Here is a 16244-nt window from a genome sequence, read left to right as displayed (position 1 = left end):
CTTTGATCAATCAGACGGGGTATCAAACTTATCGCAGAAACAAATATGAAACGGCCTCGCCTCACCGGCTGATCCAAATGCTTTATGAAGGCGCCATTCAAAATCTGACCGGAGCCATAACGTCGTTGGACAACGGCGACTTAGGCCAAGCGCATCAACGGATTGTGCGGGCTCAGGATATTGTCTCCGAGCTGTTGGCCTGCTTGAACGAGGAACAAGGCGGGGCCATTGCGTCTAACCTGAAAAGCCTCTATTTGTATATGCTGAATCGTCTGGTGCAGGCAAATGTGAAAAAACAAAAAGAGCCTCTCGCCGAAGTGGCGGATCTGCTGAGAGAGATCAAGTCCGCCTGGGATCAGATCGGCCGGGAGGTTTCGGTCGGACATGGCTGAGCTGCAATCATTGATCCGGGAGTGGGAAGAGCATTATGCGAAGCTTCTTCAAATCGCCCGCGATCAGCATCGTCTGCTGCAGCAGACGGATGTGGACTGGGACGACTTTGCGGAGCTCGCCAGTCAATGGGATCAGCGGCAACGCCTCGCGACGGAGGATGGAGAACGTTTGAAATCGCTCGTCGGAGTCGAGCGATTTCAGGAAATATGCCGCGAGCATATTCAATCTTTGGCAGAACAGGCCCTCGAAGCGAATCGAATGAGCACGGAAATCATTCGGCAGCAGTACTCGTCCGTGGGGACGGAGCTTCGCCAAACCCGGGATCAGATCAAGATCATGCAGTCTTATTATCATATGGGAAAGGACCCGGGGATTTCGTACTATTTCGACGAAAAAAAATAGAAAAAATTTTTCCGAAAGTATTTAATTTGTCGTAGCGTCTGCCGATATATGGAATAGACCGCAAGGAAGCGGTACTCAATACGATCATGGAGGATGAACAGTATGGGAATGTTCATTAACACGAACGTCAGTGCGATCAACACGAACCGCAACCTGAGCTACAACAACACGCAACTGGCCAAAACGGCTGAGAAGCTGTCTTCCGGTCTCCGCATCAATCGTGCGGCTGACGACGCCGCAGGACTTGCGATTTCCGAGAAGCTGCGCTACCAAATCAACGGCTACAACCAAGCGTTGGCTAACGCACAAGACGGCATCTCGCTGATCCAAACGGCTGAAGGCGCACTGACGGAAGTTCACTCGATGCTGCAACGTCTGAACACGCTTGCTACGCAAGCGGCGAACGACACGCTGCAGGATGCAGACCGTTCTCAAATCCAGCTTGAAGTGGATCAACTTAAGGCGGAAATTAGCAACATTACTAAAACGACGAAGTTTAATGGAATTGCAGTGTTGAACGGAAGTGGCACCGGTAGTAAATCTTTGACTTTCCAAGTTGGGTGGGAGAAAGGCACTACGATTACTGCGGATTTGGGTAGCGCCCTGAGCCTTGCCAACCTCGCTCTTGATAAGGTTGGTGTAGGTACGCGCGGAAGTGCGGCATCTGCATTGTCTATCCTGCAGTCTGCGATTTCCACAGTCTCCTCTCGCCGTGCTAAGTTGGGTGCTGTACAAAATCGTCTGGAACACACGATCAACAATGTTGGCGTAAACGTTGAAAACCTGTCCGCTTCCGAATCCCGCATTCGTGATGCTGATATGGCAAAAGAAATGACGAACTTCACGAAACAACAAATTCTGGTTCAGGCGGGTACGGCAATGCTGGCGCAAGCAAACTCTTTGCCGCAAAACGTACTCAAACTGCTGGGCTAAGAATAACAGGATATAATTCCTACTCCTCATCCGGTTGGATGAGGAGTTTTTCTATTCAATTATTATCGAATTTTGCCGATATTTAAGCTATAGAAGTGTAAATTAGAGGACAGGTGCTGATTTCATGATTGTTACCTATTTAGGCAATGTTTCCGATTTTAGCGCATTGGACGTTCATGACCGCGAGCAGAAGATAAATCAAATTTTTTCTTCCTTGTATGCGGAAAATGAAATTGTTCAAGAAGTGATTATCGATGGAAATTCATATCGAGATCATTACGAGACGGTACTTAAGCAAAACCTTGCCGAGATTCGGGAGGTCAGAATCGAAACTATTAACGGAGACGTTTTTGTGAAGGATATGATTCAGGAGTTATATAAGTATTTGCCGCGCGTCAATCGGGCCATTGAATCGATATCCGATTTGTTTTACGGAGATATGGAGAAGCAAGATTGGAATTTGTTTTCACAATTGCTTGAAGGCATTGGATGGGTTAACCAAGCAGCGAATATTATATTGTTGCAGTTACGAAGAGCGCAAGAAATCAACCCTCTTTTTCATGATATTTCCTTATTTGTTGAGCATCTGCCCAACCTTTTATCCGAGTTGGAACAGGTTTTAGCGGAGGAAGAACACGTAGCAGCCGGAGACCTGATTAAGTATGAGATCGGCGAGCTATTCCAGCAATTCGAACGATCTATTCAGTCAAAGGTGAACATATGAGAAAATTCGCCGCCGATAATCTGTTGTTTTTGCGAGAACAATATCCCGAAATCTACAAACTAGTACTTAATCGTTCTTATAATCGGGAACGTTATGTAACGGAGTCATCCAAACATGGAGATGCAATTGTTTCAATACGTGCAGAAGATGGAAAGCTTCGCTCTGTATATAGCCGATATGATCCAAAGCTGGAGGCCGAACGTTGGGCCCTTTCTATATCTAAGCAAGTGAATGAAATGCAAGATGTCATATTATATGGATTTGGTTTCGGTTATCATCTTGAAGCATTCTTAAAAGCCTATCCTGATAAACGAGTCTTTGTGCATGAGCCCCATATCGATATGTTTCTTTGTGCATTGGAGTATCGTGACTTAAGAGATATTCTTGGAAATAAACGTATTGCAATTTTTGGCATTGGCGAAGAATCTATCGTACAATATGAATCTTTAGCTCAGTTTTTTGCCCAATCCGATGAGCAGGTCGCTGTGTTGGAAATGCCTGCATACCGGAATCTATTTCCGGATACGATTCTGAATTACCGTCAAGTGCTTAAAGAAGTGACGAAATCTTTTGCTAGCTCTTTGAGGACATTAACCCATTTTCGGCATGACTGGGCAAGAAACAAAATTTTAAATTTACCGGTTAATATTGAGACGCCTTCAATAAAGGAATTACGGGACTGCTGCAGTGAAATGCCTGCGATCATTGTTGGATCGGGACCTTCGCTTGGCATGGAAGCGGAAACGTTGAGGCGCTTGAAAAATCGTGCGCTGATTATCGCTGCGGGAACAAGCGTGCAAGCGTTGTTAAAATATAAGATCGAACCGGATATAGTAGTGGTGATGGACCCATCGGAAAATAACTTCAAAGCATTTGAACCACTGGATTTGGAAAACGTTCCTTTACTGTATATTCCAGATGTTCATTCATCCATTCTGCGTAAAAAATATAATTATTTAATGCATGCGTTTTTTAATACGGATACGCCGACTGCATATTTTATGCAATTGACTGAAATCGATCCTGTCTTTCAATCTACAGGAACGGTTAGCGGTACGGCTATTCAAGCGGCCATCTATTTGGGATGCAGAGAATTAGTGCTGATTGGGCAAGACTTTTCATTTCCGGGTGATCAATACTATGCAGACGGGGTCGTTCATCGTGACCCAGAGGCACTTGCTTTGGAAATGCAGCAATTCACAGAATGGGTTGACAATGTTTCAGGTTCGCAAAATCGGACAAATCAATCGATGAACGTCCTCAGAGAGGGAATTGAGCGGTTGATTGATGAATATTCCGATTACGCTTTCTATAATGCTTCGCGCGTCGGGGCTGCGATTAAAGGAACCAAGCTAAAAACCTTGGAGCAATTGCTTGAAGAACGGAAGGAGGTAGACTTAGGTGATGGCTGGTTTATCCAAAAGATCAATCGGCTTCTTAAGCCTTATCCGGAAGAACGCCGTAGCCGTATAATAAATCGAGTAGTTAAGTTTTATGAAGAATTGCCAAGGTTTGATGAGCAATTTGAGCAATTAGAGAAACATGTAAACGCCGTTAGAGGAAAATTGGATAACTATAACGATGAGGAACTTCGCCAATGGCTCATCAATTTTGAGGATATATGGAAAACAATCATTGATGATGAGTCGTTTAAATACGTTCATGGATTCTTTTTGCAGCGTGAATTGAACTACATGGAAAGACATTGGTATCAAATGAAGGAGGATATTCATTTGCCATCCAAGGTGTCAAAGCTATTGGAACTTTTCGAGCCTTTGATGCGCTCATGGGAGGAAGTAACCTCGTTACTTATAACAAGATTCCAAGAATTAATGGAGGACCCAATATTTCGTGAGAAACGTCTTCAAGATAACCAAATTGGGAGTTTGAGCAATGGCTAAATTTCGCAAGGTTTTATTAACGGGAGCCGACGGCTTTATTGGCTCTCATCTGACGGAGGCGCTTGTGCGCCGCGGCTACGATGTGCGCGCCTTCGTACTGTATAATTCCTTTAATTCATGGGGCTGGTTGGATCGTTGCGCGGAGGATGTGCGCGGTCATTTCGAGGTGTTTGCGGGCGACGTTCGCGATCCGCATGGCGTGCGCAGTGCCATGCAGGGGTGCGATGCGGTGCTGCATCTCGCTTCGCTTATCGCGATACCTTATTCCTATCATTCTCCCGATACATATGTGGACACGAATATAAAGGGAACTTTAAATGTCTTGCAAGCGGCCAAGGAATTGGGCGTAGCCAAGATCGTTCATACTTCCACAAGCGAGGTATACGGGACGGCTCAATATGTGCCGATCGATGAACGGCATCCGCTGCAAGGGCAGTCCCCTTATTCCGCGTCCAAGATTGGCGCCGACCAAATGGCGCTGGCCTTTTATCGTTCATTCGGCCTGCCTGTCGGCATTATTCGTCCTTTTAACACTTACGGTCCGCGTCAGTCGGCGCGGGCGGTCATTCCGACCATTATTACGCAATTGGCGCAGGGAAATCGGAAGATTAAATTAGGCGCCATTCATCCAACGCGGGATTTCAATTATGTCGAGGATACGGTTCAAGGCTTCATTTCTTTCCTGGAGTCGAGCCGCTCCATCGGCGAAGAGATTAATATAGGAAGCAATTTTGAAATCTCGATCGGCGATACCGCGCGCTTGATTGCCAGATTGATGAATGCGGAACTGGAGATTGAAACGGATGAAGTCCGGCTGCGTCCCGAGAAAAGCGAAGTCGAGCGCCTGTGGGCGGACAACCGTAAAGCCCGTGAATTATTGAACTGGCAGCCGGCATATGGCGGGGAAAAAGGATTCGAGGCAGGATTGGCCAAGACGATCGAATGGTTCACGAATCCGGCCAATCTGGCCGGATATAAATCGGATCGGTACAACATTTAATGATGAATGCTTCAGAGGAGCCAAGCCTTATGAAGACGGAAAAACGCTCATTGGGAGCGGAAATTGCCGAGATTGTCAAACAAGTGACGGGAAATAGCGGACACACGTTGCCGTTGCACGAACCTGAGTTTTCAGGGAACGAATGGGCTTATGTTAAAGAATGCCTGGATACGGGATGGGTTTCATCCGTAGGACGTTTTGTCGAGCGTTTGGAAAACGATCTGGCTGCTTACACAGGCTCCGGTTATGCGGTAGCGGTCGTGAACGGAACTGCCGCGCTGCATATTTCTTTGTTGCTTTCAGGCGTTGAACCGGGAGAAGAAGTGCTGATCCCTTCCCTGACGTTTGTGGCAACCGCCAACGCGGTGTCTTACTGCCAAGCCGTCCCTCACTTTGTGGATGTGGATCGCTTAACGTTAGGGCTGGATCCTATACGTCTTCATGATTATTTGCAAGAAATCGGAGAGCGCAGAGGAGACAAGGGGCTCTATAATCGGAAAACGGGCCGACGCATCCGGGCCGTTGTGCCGATGCACACTTTTGGCCATCCCGTCGATATGGATGCGCTGCTGGATGTGTGTCAGCAATATGGCCTGGAGGTCGTCGAGGATGCGGCCGAATCTCTGGGCTCCAAGTATAAAGGCAGACATACGGGCACCTTCGGCCGGTTTGGCGCGTTAAGCTTTAACGGCAACAAGGTGGTGACGACCGGAGGCGGCGGAGCCATTCTGACTCAGGACAAGAAGCTGGCCGAAATGGCTAAGCATCTGACGACCACGGCGAAGCTCCCGCACCCATGGGTGTACAAGCATGATCGGATCGGGTATAACTACCGGATGCCGAATATCAATGCGGCATTAGGTTGTGCGCAATTGGAGAAGCTTCCCGAGTTTCTGGCTCGCAAGCGCAAGCTTGCAGAGAAATACAGGGAAGGATTTAAAGCCGTGAGCGGCATTTCCTTCTTTAGCGAGCCTGAACATGCGGAGAGCAACTACTGGCTGAATGCGATTATCCTGAATGAGCCTGATATGCAGTTGCGGGATGAGATTTTGCAAGAGACCAATAAACATGGTTTTTTGACAAGGCCGATTTGGACTCCGCTTCATCTTCTTCCCATGTACGCCGATTGCCCTCGAATGGAGTTGACCGTGACGATGGAGCTTGAAGGAAAAGTGATCAACTTGCCGAGCGGACCTTCGATCATTCGGGAGGAGCTATGAGGAAAATATGTGTCGTGACCGGTTCACGAGCTGAATACGGTCTGTTGTATTGGCTTCTGAAAGAGATACAAGAGGACGCCGATTTGGTTCTGCAGCTTGTGGTCACCGGCATGCACCTGTCGCCGGAATTCGGTCTTACCTATCAGCAAATCGAAAAAGACGGGTTCCCTATCGATGCGAAAGTAGAGATGCTGCTTTCCAGCGATACGCCGGCCGGCATCACCAAATCGATGGGGGTTGGCCTGATCGGCTTTGCGGATGTATTCGAACGCCTACGCCCGGATATTGTGGTTGTGCTTGGCGATCGTTATGAGATTATGGTAGCGGCTCAAGCGGCAATGGTTGCGCGTATTCCCATCGCTCATCTGCATGGAGGAGAAAGCACGGAAGGAGCCATCGATGAGGCGATTCGGCATTCTATAACCAAAATGTCGCATTTGCATTTTACGGCAACGGAAACCTATCGCCAGAGAGTGATTCAATTGGGCGAGCATCCCGACCGCGTATTTCATGTCGGCGCTATCGGGCTTGATCATATCCGCAAATTACCGTTACTGAATAGAGAACAATTCGAGAAATCGATTTCCTTTGAATTGGGAGAGCGCTGCTTTCTCGTTACGTATCATCCGCTAACGCTGTCAAGCGTTTCATCCGTTGAATATATGCAGCAGCTTCTGGATGCTCTTGATCAATTTCCGGATGCGCACCTTATTTTCACCAAACCGAATTCCGATCCGGATGGCCGCAATATGGCTCGCATGATTGACGAGTATGTGGCAGCAAACCGGGAACGGGCTGTTGCTTTTGTTTCATTGGGACAGGTCAGATATTTAAGCGCCCTCCAACATGTCGACGTGGTCGTGGGCAATTCATCAAGCGGCATTATCGAAGCGCCAATGTTCAAAAAGCCGACTGTAAATATCGGGTCGCGCCAGCAGGGAAGGGTTAAAGGGCCTTCTATTATTGACTGCGGAGAATCCAGCGAAGAAATCGTAAACGCGATAAAAAAGGGGCTGTCTCCCGCTTTTCAAGACGTTCTTGCGAATTGCGAATCGTTATACGGACAAGGAAATACCGCGCCTGCGATTAAGCGTATTTTAAAAACGGCGCGCCTGGATGGGATATTGATCAAATCCTTTTACGAGACAGACATGTGTACGTATTCGAAGGAGGCGGAACAATGACTTCCTCCGTCTACATCATTGCCGAAGCGGGAGTCAACCATAACGGCTCGCTGGACCTGGCGTTGCAACTCGTCGAAAAGGCGGCCGAAGCAGGCGCGAATGCGGTGAAATTTCAAACGTTCAAAGCCGAACGGCTGGTAACCCCTGAGGCCGGCAAAGCGGACTATCAAAAGCTGACGACCTCGTCGGCTGAAAGCCAGTTTGACATGTTGAAACGGTTGGAGCTGGACGAAGAAGCTCATTTCGCTTTGTTGCGGCACTGCCGGAAATATGGAATTGAATTTTTGTCGACTCCGTTCGACACGGACAGTCTATCGTTTCTTGCCGAACGCTGCGGCGTTCGGCGTTTGAAGCTGCCGTCAGGCGAGATTACGAACGGTCCGCTTCTTTTGGCATCGGCACGAACAGGGCTGCCTATTCTTCTATCTACCGGGATGGCGACATTGAGCGAGATTGAAGAAGCGTTGATGATTCTTGCTTACGGGTATCTGCATGCTGACGGTTATCCCAATCGGGAGTCGCTGTTAAACGCCTTTGTTTCTCCGGCTGGACAAGCCGTTCTGCGGGATCGGGTAACGTTGCTGCACTGCACTTCCGAATATCCTGCCCCTTTAGAAGAGGTTCACCTGCGCAGCATGGACTCGATGGCGGCTGCGTTCGGGTTGCCTGTCGGTTATTCGGATCATACCGAAGGAATCGCTGTCCCGTTAGCGGCGGTTGCGCGCGGAGCTGTCGTCATCGAGAAGCACTTTACGCTGGATCGGCGACTGCCCGGACCGGATCATACCAGTTCGCTGGAGCCGCATGAACTTGCGGCCATGGTCAAAGGGATCCGTGAAGTCGAGACCGCATTGGGAATGCCGGTGAAACTGCCGACTCCTTCCGAAATTCGCAACCGGCTTCCGGCTCGCAAAAGCATCGTGGCCAAGACCCCTATTCGGCAAGGAGAGCTTTATTCCGAAGACAATCTGGCGGTTATGCGGCCCGGCGACGGTTTATCCGCCATGCGATATTGGGAACTGATTGGCAAACCGGCAAATCGCCCGTATCGGCAATACGAGAAAATTGAGCCTTAAGGGAGCGGTCGTTACGGTGAAGAATCGATCGGTTGTCATTTTGGGAGGCGGAGGCCACGCCTCCGTCGTTGCAGATTGCTTGAGGCTGCTCCATTACAACATCGAAGGCTACGTTTCCTGTGAATCGCAAAGCCTTGTGGAAAATTTGCGATGGCTGGGAAATGATGACGTCTTTTGTCAAACCTACAAGCCGGATGAGGTTCGGCTGGTGAATGGCCTCGGCATGACCAGATCGGATCGCCGCAGAAGCTCCCTGTTTCAAAACTATCGGGACTTGGGTTACCGCTTTATCAATTTGATTCATCCAAGCGCCATTATTGCCGGAAATGTTCGGATCAGCCCCGACAGCGGCGTGCAGATAATGGCAGGATCGATTATTCAGACGGGCGCCTCGATTGGTCCCAATGTGTTGATTAATACGGGGGCTATTATTGAACACCATGCGGAAATCGCCGGCGGTGCCCATATTGCTCCCGGAGCCGTCATTTGCGGAGGGGCCCGGATCGGGAAAAACGCATTTATCGGCGCAAGGTCAACGGTTATTCAGGGGGTCAACATCGGCGAAGACGTTACGGTCGGCGCGGGCGCTGTCGTCATAAGCGACGTTATGGACCGAATGACGGTCGTTGGCGTTCCAGCAAAGGGGGGACAGTCGTGAAAAATTGGGAATCGCTGCTGGTTACAGCCGAAACCACCATTTTAAAGACGATGGAGGTTATGGACAAGGGCGCCAAGCAGATTGTGCTGGTGGTCGATTCAAACCGGGTCTTGATCGGGACGATTACGGACGGCGATATTCGCAGAGGAATTCTGAGAGGGGAAAAGCTCGATGTCCCGGTTTCGTTGATCATGAATCGAAATCCGGTTGTGGCCACCATCGGAGAAAGCCGCGATACATTAATCGCGCTCATGAAAGCTCGAAAATTGCACCAGCTTCCGATCGTTGATGAAAACGGCGTTGTGGTGGATGTTGTTTTTCTGGATGATTATCTGCAAGTAAAGAAAAACGACAACTGGGTCGTCTTGATGGCCGGCGGACTTGGAACAAGGCTGGCTCCGTTAACCCACAATTGCCCGAAACCGCTGCTCAAAGTCGGCTCCAAACCGATTCTGGAACTTATTCTCGAGAACTTTATCGCTCAAGGCTTTTACCGTTTTTATATTTCCGTCAATTATAAAGCGGAAATGATCATCGAACATTTTGGCAATGGGAGCCGGTGGGGAGTCGAAATCCGTTACTTGCATGAAAATATGCGGTTGGGAACCGCAGGGGCGCTAAGCTTGCTGCCCGAGAAGCCGAGCGATCCGTTTATCGTGATGAACGGCGATTTAATGACCAAGATCAACTTTGTCCAGGCGCTTCAGTTTCATCATGAGAATAACGCCAAGGCCACAATGTGCGTAAGGGAGTACGAGTACCAGATTCCGTATGGGGTTGTAAAAGTAAACCAGAACCGTCTCTGTGCGATTGAGGAGAAGCCTGTCCAACGGTTTTTTATAAGCGGGGGAATCTATATTCTCAACCCGGAAGTGCTGGATTTGATCCCTAAAGCCTCTTATTATGATATGCCTTCGTTATTTGAAACGTTAATTAACCGCCAAGAGCCGACAACGGCATATCCGATTCGGGAATATTGGATGGATATCGGCCGAATGGATGACTACGAGCGGGCGGTCAACGATTATGAGGAGGCCAAGCTGTGATCGATGGACGTACAGTGCTGGCGGTAGTACCGGCAAGAGGTGGTTCCAAAGGGGTTCCGGACAAAAATATCCGAATGCTGGGAGGGAAGCCGCTGCTGGCATGGACGCTCGAAGCCGCCGGCCAGTCTCGCTACATCGACGCCTGCGTCGTATCGACGGATAGCCCCAGAATCGCGGAGGTCGCCCGGCAATGGGGCGGGAACGTTCCGTTTATGCGCCCTTCGGAGCTGGCCAAGGACGATACGCCGGGCATTGAGCCCGTTATTCATGCCATCCAAGAAATGGGCGAATACGACCTGGTCGTACTGCTGCAGCCGACCTCTCCTTTTCGTTCGGCGGAGGATATCGACCGTTGTCTTGAAGCCTATGTGTCTTCCGGTGCAACGAGCGTGGTTTCCTTGGTGGAAGCGGATAAACCATTGTCCTGGATGTTTACGCTCGGGGAGAGGGGGGCCATTCAATCCGTCCTTGCGGAAACGGAAATCGCGCTGAGCAGACAAGAGGCTTCCAAAGTATTTGTATTAAACGGCGCGGTTTATGTATCCTCATGCGCAACGGTCATGGAAACCAGGTCCTTTTTCCATACCGATACGCACGGTTACGTTATGCCCAAGGATCGTTCGCTCGATATCGACACTCCGCTGGACTTCATGTGGGCTGAATTTTTGAGCCGTCAGATGAAACAGCAGACAAGCTGACACCGCTTTCAACAAATCCATTGACACCATACTTTTCCTGTTGTATATTCGGGGTGTGGGCTAGGCCAAATCGCCATTGTCAAATGAATATGAAGGGAATGTTATGCGAATGCAAGGTAAAGTAAAATGGTTTAACGCGGAAAAAGGTTACGGTTTTATCGAAACGGAACAAGGCGGCGACGTATTCGTTCATTTCTCCGCTATCCAAATGGACGGATACAAGTCCCTTGAAGAAGGCCAATCCGTCGAATTTGACATTGTGCAAGGCGCCAGAGGCCCGCAAGCAGCAAACGTCGTTAAACTGTAATCATGGGGCGTTTTAAGCGCCGCTAACAATAGTATTGTCGGCTGACTTTTAACGATTTGCCGGCCACCCGAAACCCTGGAGAAATCCGGGGTTTTGTGCGCAGATGAACAATATATTCCAGTTAATGGATGAAGAGGGTTCTATCGTTATATCAATTGTGAAGATTATGAGCCAAGTTTTCAAAAAATTCAAAAATGTAAGCGGTTATTCTTTGAAATGGGACTCCATCATATGGTATGATATAGGCATCCAAAGGAGGGGTGCCGAATGAAATACAACATTCGCGGTCAGCGCATGGAAGTCACCGAAGCTCTCAAGGATTACGTCGAGAAGAAGCTGAGTCGCCTTGAACGGTATTTTGAAACGCCTCCCCAAACCGCTGTCAACGTTACGTTGAGCGTCACGAAAGGCCGCCATGTCATCGAGGTCACCATTCCGCTCGCCAATGTGCTGCTTCGGGCGGAAGAGAGAAGCGACGACATGTACGCTTCGATCGACATGGTCGTGGACAAACTCGAACGCCAGATCCGCAAGCATAAGACCAAGGTGAACCGCAAGCTGCGCCAGTCCGGCTCGGCTCGTGCGATGTTCCGGGAAGAGGATATCAACGGCGGCGTTTCCACGATGGCGCCCGACGACGAGGAAGAATACGAGCTCGTTCGCACGAAGGCCTTTACCTTTAAGCCGATGGACGTGGAGGAAGCCATTCTCCAGATGAATATGATCGGTCACAACTTTTATGTATTCTCCAATGTCGATACCAAGGAAGTAAACGTCGTCTACCGGCGCAATGACGGCAAGTACGGATTGATTCAAGCCGAAGCCTGACCATATAGGATGCGGGTCCCCCGGATGGCCGGGGGGCTCTTTTTGATTGCCCTGTTTTCGGTCTTGCACGCAAGCGTTCGTCTGCCGCCCCCGGGCTGCCAACCGCCTGCGGTTTAACCAGCAACTGCCTTACTTCCTTTCTTGCCCCATTTCTTTGGAACTGCTAAAATTATAAGATACGCCATACCCTAAAATGGGAAGGGGTTTATTATGCTCGGATTGGTAAAAAAGATTTTCGGAGACGCCAACGAAAGAGAAATCAAACGGTTGTCCAAAACCGTTGACCAAATCAACGCCCTCGAGCCGACCATTTCGGCTTTGTCGGACGAGCAGCTCCGCGCCAAGACGCAGGAGTTCCGCAACCGTCTGGCCACGGAGGAAGAAGATCTCGACGATCTGCTGCCCGAGGCTTTCGCGGTCGTCCGCGAAGCGTCCAAGCGCGTGCTGGGCATGCGGCATTTCGACGTCCAGTTGATCGGGGGGATGGTGCTGCACGCCGGCAAGATTGCGGAGATGAAGACCGGCGAAGGGAAAACGCTCGTCGCCACGCTGCCGGTGTATTTGAACGCGCTGCTCGGCAAAGGCGTGCACGTCGTTACCGTCAACGATTATCTCGCCCAGCGCGATAGCCAGACGATGGGGCAAATCTACGAGTTCCTCGGCCTGACGGTCGGCTGCAATCTGCACGGCCTGTCGCACGAGGAGAAGCAGCGGGCTTACGCCTGCGACATTACCTACGGGACGAACAATGAATTCGGCTTCGACTATTTGCGCGACAACATGGTCCTCTACAAAGAGCAGATGGTGCAGCGTCCGCTTCATTTCGCCATCATCGACGAAGTGGACTCCATCCTCATTGACGAGGCGCGCACACCGCTGATCATTTCCGGCCAGGCGCAGAAGTCGACGCAATTGTATTATGCCGCGGACCGTTTCGCAAGCCGGCTGAAAGAGAACGAAGACTATACGATCGACCTGAAAATGCGCAGCATCGCGCTCACCGATGCCGGCGTTACGAAAGCCGAAGAGGCGTTCGGCATCGACAACCTGTTCTCGCACGAGCACGTGCTGCTGAACCATCATATCAGCCAGGCGCTGCGCGCGCGCTACATCATGAAGCGGGACGTCGACTATGTCGTGCAGGACGGCGAAGTGATTATCGTCGACGAATTCACCGGGCGTCTGATGGCGGGACGCCGCTACAGCGACGGGCTGCATCAGGCGATCGAAGCGAAGGAAGGCCTGCAGGTCCAGAACGAGAGCATGACGCTCGCGACGATTACGTTCCAGAACTACTTCCGGATGTACCGCAAGCTTGCCGGGATGACCGGTACGGCGAAGACGGAGGAGGAAGAGTTCAAGCGGATTTACAACCTGGAAGTCGTGCAAATCCCGACGAACCGCCCGATGATCCGCAACGACTTGCCGGACGTCGTCTACAAGTCGGAGAACGGCAAATTCCGCGCTGTCGTCGACGAGATCGTAAGGCGTCATGAGACGGGACAGCCCGTGCTCGTCGGCACCGTCTCGATCGAAAATTCCGAGCGCATCTCGGAAATGCTCAAGAAGAAGGGCATCAAGCACCAGGTGCTGAACGCCAAATACCATGCCGAGGAAGCGGCCATTATCGCGCAAGCCGGACAGCGCGGAGCCGTGACGATCGCCACCAACATGGCGGGCCGCGGTACGGACATCCTGCTCGGCGAAGGCGTGGCGGAGCTCGGCGGACTGCACATCATCGGCACCGAGCGGCATGAGAGCCGGCGGATCGACAACCAGCTGCGCGGCCGGGCGGGGCGTCAGGGGGACCCCGGTTCGTCCCAGTTCTACCTGTCCATGGAGGACGAACTCATGCGCCGTTTCGGCGCCGACAACATCATGGGCATGATGGAGCGGCTCGGCTTCGACGAGGATTCCCCGATCGAAAGCAAGCTGATCACCCGCGCCATCGAATCCGCCCAGAAGCGGGTTGAGGGCAGCAACTTCGATGCCCGCCGCATCGTCCTGCAGTACGACGACGTGATCAACCTGCAGCGCGAGAAAATTTACGGCGATCGCAGGCAGATTCTGTTCTCCGACAATATCCGCGACATCGTGACCGGCATGATCAAGTCGGTCGTGGAGCGCGCGGTCGAGAATCATTGTCCCGACGACGCGGTTCCCGAAGACTGGGATTTCGACGGTCTCGTATCCTATGTCCATAAGACGCTTCTGCCGGAAGACCGCCTGAACAAGGACGATCTGTGGGGCAAGGAAAAGGACGAGATGGTCGAAATCCTGATGGAGAAAATCGAAAAGCTCTACGACGAGCGCGAGGAGCAGATCGGCCCCGAGACGATGCGCGAATTCGAAAAGGTCGTCGTCCTGCGCGCCGTCGACAGCAAGTGGATGGACCATATCGACGCGATGGATCAACTGCGTCAGGGTATCCATCTTCGCGCGTACGGCGGCAACGATCCGCTGCGTGAGTATCAATTCGAAGGCCACAACATGTTCCTGGCCATGATCGAGCGGATCGAGGAAGAAGTCGCGCTGTATATCATGAAAGCGACCGTCGAAAACAACGTGAAGCGCGAGGCCGTCGCCGAAGGACAGGCGGTCGACACCAAAGCCGAGCAGGCTCCGAAGCGCCCGAAGGTCAAGAGCGCCGCGGAACGGGTCGGACGCAACGATCCGTGCCCGTGCGGAAGCGGGAAGAAATACAAAATGTGCCACGGGCGAATAGAATAACTTCTGAGGTGATTCAACATGTCTACGATCGACGCATCCGTTAAGCAAGATCTTCGCGAAGCCGCGAAGCGACTCCAAACGCTCAGGGGGTCTCTTTGACTTAGATCTGAAGCTGGAAATCATCGCGAACTACGAAGAGAAGATGTCGGCTCCCGATTTCTGGGACGACAATGAGAAGGCGCAGAAGATCATCGGCGAATTGAACGCCGTCAAAAGCGTAGTGGAGCAGTTCCAGGCGCTTACGTCCGAGCAGGAGGACCTTGAAGCGATGCTGGAGATCCTGGAGGAGGAGTCCGACGAGGCGATGGAGGCGGAATTCACCGCCAGCGTAAAACAGCTCGTGTCCAAAGTCGACTCCTTCGAGCTTCAGCTGCTGCTGAACCAACCGTACGACAAGGCGAACGCCATTCTGGAACTGCACCCCGGCGCCGGCGGCACCGAGTCGCAGGATTGGGCGCAGATGCTGTACCGCATGTATACGCGCTGGGCGGAGAAGCGCGGCTTCAAGGTCGAGGTGCTCGACTATCTGCCGGGCGACGAAGCGGGGATTAAAAGCGTCACGATCATGGTCCGCGGCCATAATGCCTATGGGTACTTGAAAGCGGAAAAGGGCGTCCATCGCCTCGTCCGCATTTCCCCGTTCGACGCTTCGGGCCGGCGGCACACTTCGTTTGTCTCCTGCGACGTCGTGCCGGAAATTCCGGACGATCTCGAGGTTGAAATCCGCCCGGAGGATCTGAAGGTCGACACCTACCGTTCCAGCGGCGCGGGTGGACAGCACATCAACAAGACGGAGTCCGCCGTCCGGATTACGCATATTCCGACCGGCATCGTCGTCGCTTGCCAGACGGAGCGCTCGCAAATTCAGAACCGCGACCGCGCCATGAAGATGCTCCAGTCGAAGCTGTACGAGATGAAGATTCAGGAGCAGCAGAAGGAGCTGGCCGCCATTCGCGGCGAGCAGATGGATATCGCCTGGGGCAGCCAAATTCGCTCTTACGTTTTTCACCCGTACAGCATGGTCAAGGACCATCGCACCAATGTCGAGACCGGGAACGTCCAGGCTGTCATGGACGGCGAGATCGACGCCTTCATCGATGGCTACCTGCGCAGCCAGATTCAAAAGCCTGTGGAATAAAGGGTG

Annotated in this window: 16 protein-coding genes; all 16 read left to right on the top strand. The window is 51.4% G+C overall.

The genetic code is table 11. The annotated features are described in order from the left end of the window. Nucleotides 1-2: 2 nt before the first annotated feature. Complete coding sequence (fliS, locus tag F560_RS0108625; RefSeq protein WP_019005322.1) at nucleotides 3-392, top strand: flagellar export chaperone FliS; 390 nt, start codon at nucleotides 3-5, stop codon at nucleotides 390-392. Continuing rightward, nucleotides 385-795: a hypothetical protein gene (locus F560_RS0108620; protein ID WP_019005321.1), complete on the top strand. Its 411-nt coding sequence runs from the start codon at nucleotides 385-387 to the stop codon at nucleotides 793-795. Before fliS ends, F560_RS0108620 begins: the two co-directional genes overlap by 8 nt. 102 nt (nucleotides 796-897) lie before the next feature. Beyond that, nucleotides 898-1728 carry a flagellin N-terminal helical domain-containing protein gene (locus tag F560_RS0108615; RefSeq protein ID WP_019005320.1) on the top strand — a complete coding sequence of 277 codons (831 nt, stop codon included), beginning with the start codon at nucleotides 898-900 and terminating at the stop codon, nucleotides 1726-1728. Between the two features lie 124 nt (nucleotides 1729-1852). Then, entirely contained in the window at nucleotides 1853-2452 is a 600-nt protein-coding gene (locus F560_RS0108610; RefSeq protein ID WP_019005319.1) for a DUF8042 domain-containing protein, read from the top strand. Then, nucleotides 2449-4353, top strand: a complete 1905-nt coding sequence (locus F560_RS0108600) for a motility associated factor glycosyltransferase family protein (protein ID WP_083932048.1) — start codon at nucleotides 2449-2451, stop codon at nucleotides 4351-4353. The genes F560_RS0108610 and F560_RS0108600 overlap by 4 nt, the downstream gene beginning before the upstream one ends. Next, nucleotides 4346-5353: an NAD-dependent 4,6-dehydratase LegB gene (locus tag F560_RS0108595; protein WP_019005316.1), complete on the top strand. Its 1008-nt coding sequence runs from the start codon at nucleotides 4346-4348 to the stop codon at nucleotides 5351-5353. Before F560_RS0108600 ends, F560_RS0108595 begins: the two co-directional genes overlap by 8 nt. 29 nt (nucleotides 5354-5382) lie before the next feature. Next, complete coding sequence (locus tag F560_RS0108590) at nucleotides 5383-6573, top strand: LegC family aminotransferase (protein ID WP_019005315.1); 1191 nt, start codon at nucleotides 5383-5385, stop codon at nucleotides 6571-6573. Next, entirely contained in the window at nucleotides 6570-7757 is a 1188-nt protein-coding gene (gene neuC, locus F560_RS0108585; RefSeq protein ID WP_033395937.1) for a UDP-N-acetylglucosamine 2-epimerase, read from the top strand. Before F560_RS0108590 ends, neuC begins: the two co-directional genes overlap by 4 nt. Then, nucleotides 7754-8833 (top strand): N-acetylneuraminate synthase, encoded by a 1080-nt coding sequence (gene neuB / locus F560_RS0108580; protein WP_019005313.1) that lies wholly within the window; start codon nucleotides 7754-7756, stop codon nucleotides 8831-8833. Before neuC ends, neuB begins: the two co-directional genes overlap by 4 nt. Before the next feature lie 16 nt (nucleotides 8834-8849). After that, nucleotides 8850-9491: an acetyltransferase gene (locus F560_RS0108575; protein WP_026298176.1), complete on the top strand. Its 642-nt coding sequence runs from the start codon at nucleotides 8850-8852 to the stop codon at nucleotides 9489-9491. Then, the gene (locus F560_RS0108570) at nucleotides 9488-10537 is read left to right on the top strand and encodes a nucleotidyltransferase family protein (RefSeq protein WP_019005311.1); all 1050 of its coding nucleotides are present in this window, start codon (nucleotides 9488-9490) and stop codon (nucleotides 10535-10537) included. Before F560_RS0108575 ends, F560_RS0108570 begins: the two co-directional genes overlap by 4 nt. Then, nucleotides 10534-11235 (top strand): acylneuraminate cytidylyltransferase family protein, encoded by a 702-nt coding sequence (locus F560_RS0108565; protein WP_026298175.1) that lies wholly within the window; start codon nucleotides 10534-10536, stop codon nucleotides 11233-11235. The genes F560_RS0108570 and F560_RS0108565 overlap by 4 nt, the downstream gene beginning before the upstream one ends. A 109-nt stretch (nucleotides 11236-11344) precedes the next feature. Continuing rightward, nucleotides 11345-11542 carry a cold shock domain-containing protein gene (locus tag F560_RS0108560; RefSeq protein WP_019005309.1) on the top strand — a complete coding sequence of 66 codons (198 nt, stop codon included), beginning with the start codon at nucleotides 11345-11347 and terminating at the stop codon, nucleotides 11540-11542. Nucleotides 11543-11809: 267 nt separating this feature from the next. After that, nucleotides 11810-12370, top strand: coding sequence for a ribosome hibernation-promoting factor, HPF/YfiA family (gene hpf, locus F560_RS0108550; RefSeq protein ID WP_019005307.1), 561 nt, complete (start codon nucleotides 11810-11812; stop codon nucleotides 12368-12370). A 210-nt stretch (nucleotides 12371-12580) separates the two neighbouring features. Beyond that, nucleotides 12581-15100, top strand: a complete 2520-nt coding sequence (gene secA / locus F560_RS0108545) for a preprotein translocase subunit SecA (RefSeq protein WP_019005306.1) — start codon at nucleotides 12581-12583, stop codon at nucleotides 15098-15100. Between the two features lie 18 nt (nucleotides 15101-15118). Further along, nucleotides 15119-16238, top strand: a protein-coding gene (gene prfB, locus F560_RS0108540; RefSeq protein ID WP_156828933.1) for a peptide chain release factor 2 whose coding sequence is annotated in 2 segments (ribosomal slippage) — nucleotides 15119-15196 and nucleotides 15198-16238 — 1119 coding nt in all. Because the reading frame shifts where the segments join, the coding sequence is not laid out codon by codon here. The last annotated feature ends 6 nt before the right edge of the window (nucleotides 16239-16244 follow it).

It is taken from the genome of Cohnella laeviribosi DSM 21336 (genome assembly GCF_000378425.1).
Classification (GTDB): domain Bacteria; phylum Bacillota; class Bacilli; order Paenibacillales; family Paenibacillaceae; genus Cohnella; species Cohnella laeviribosi.
Note: the sequence above shows the minus strand (reverse complement) of the source record. Positions and strands in the feature narration are given on the sequence as shown.

Coding starts and splice junctions, on each gene's coding strand:
- F560_RS0108620 (WP_019005321.1), top strand. CDS start 385: ATGGCTGAGCTGCAATCATTGATCCGGGAGTGGGAAGAGCATTATGCG.
- F560_RS0108615 (WP_019005320.1), top strand. CDS start 898: ATGGGAATGTTCATTAACACGAACGTCAGTGCGATCAACACGAACCGC.
- F560_RS0108610 (WP_019005319.1), top strand. CDS start 1,853: ATGATTGTTACCTATTTAGGCAATGTTTCCGATTTTAGCGCATTGGAC.
- F560_RS0108600 (WP_083932048.1), top strand. CDS start 2,449: ATGAGAAAATTCGCCGCCGATAATCTGTTGTTTTTGCGAGAACAATAT.
- F560_RS0108595 (WP_019005316.1), top strand. CDS start 4,346: ATGGCTAAATTTCGCAAGGTTTTATTAACGGGAGCCGACGGCTTTATT.
- F560_RS0108590 (WP_019005315.1), top strand. CDS start 5,383: ATGAAGACGGAAAAACGCTCATTGGGAGCGGAAATTGCCGAGATTGTC.
- neuC (WP_033395937.1), top strand. CDS start 6,570: ATGAGGAAAATATGTGTCGTGACCGGTTCACGAGCTGAATACGGTCTG.
- neuB (WP_019005313.1), top strand. CDS start 7,754: ATGACTTCCTCCGTCTACATCATTGCCGAAGCGGGAGTCAACCATAAC.
- F560_RS0108560 (WP_019005309.1), top strand. CDS start 11,345: ATGCAAGGTAAAGTAAAATGGTTTAACGCGGAAAAAGGTTACGGTTTT.
- hpf (WP_019005307.1), top strand. CDS start 11,810: ATGAAATACAACATTCGCGGTCAGCGCATGGAAGTCACCGAAGCTCTC.
- secA (WP_019005306.1), top strand. CDS start 12,581: ATGCTCGGATTGGTAAAAAAGATTTTCGGAGACGCCAACGAAAGAGAA.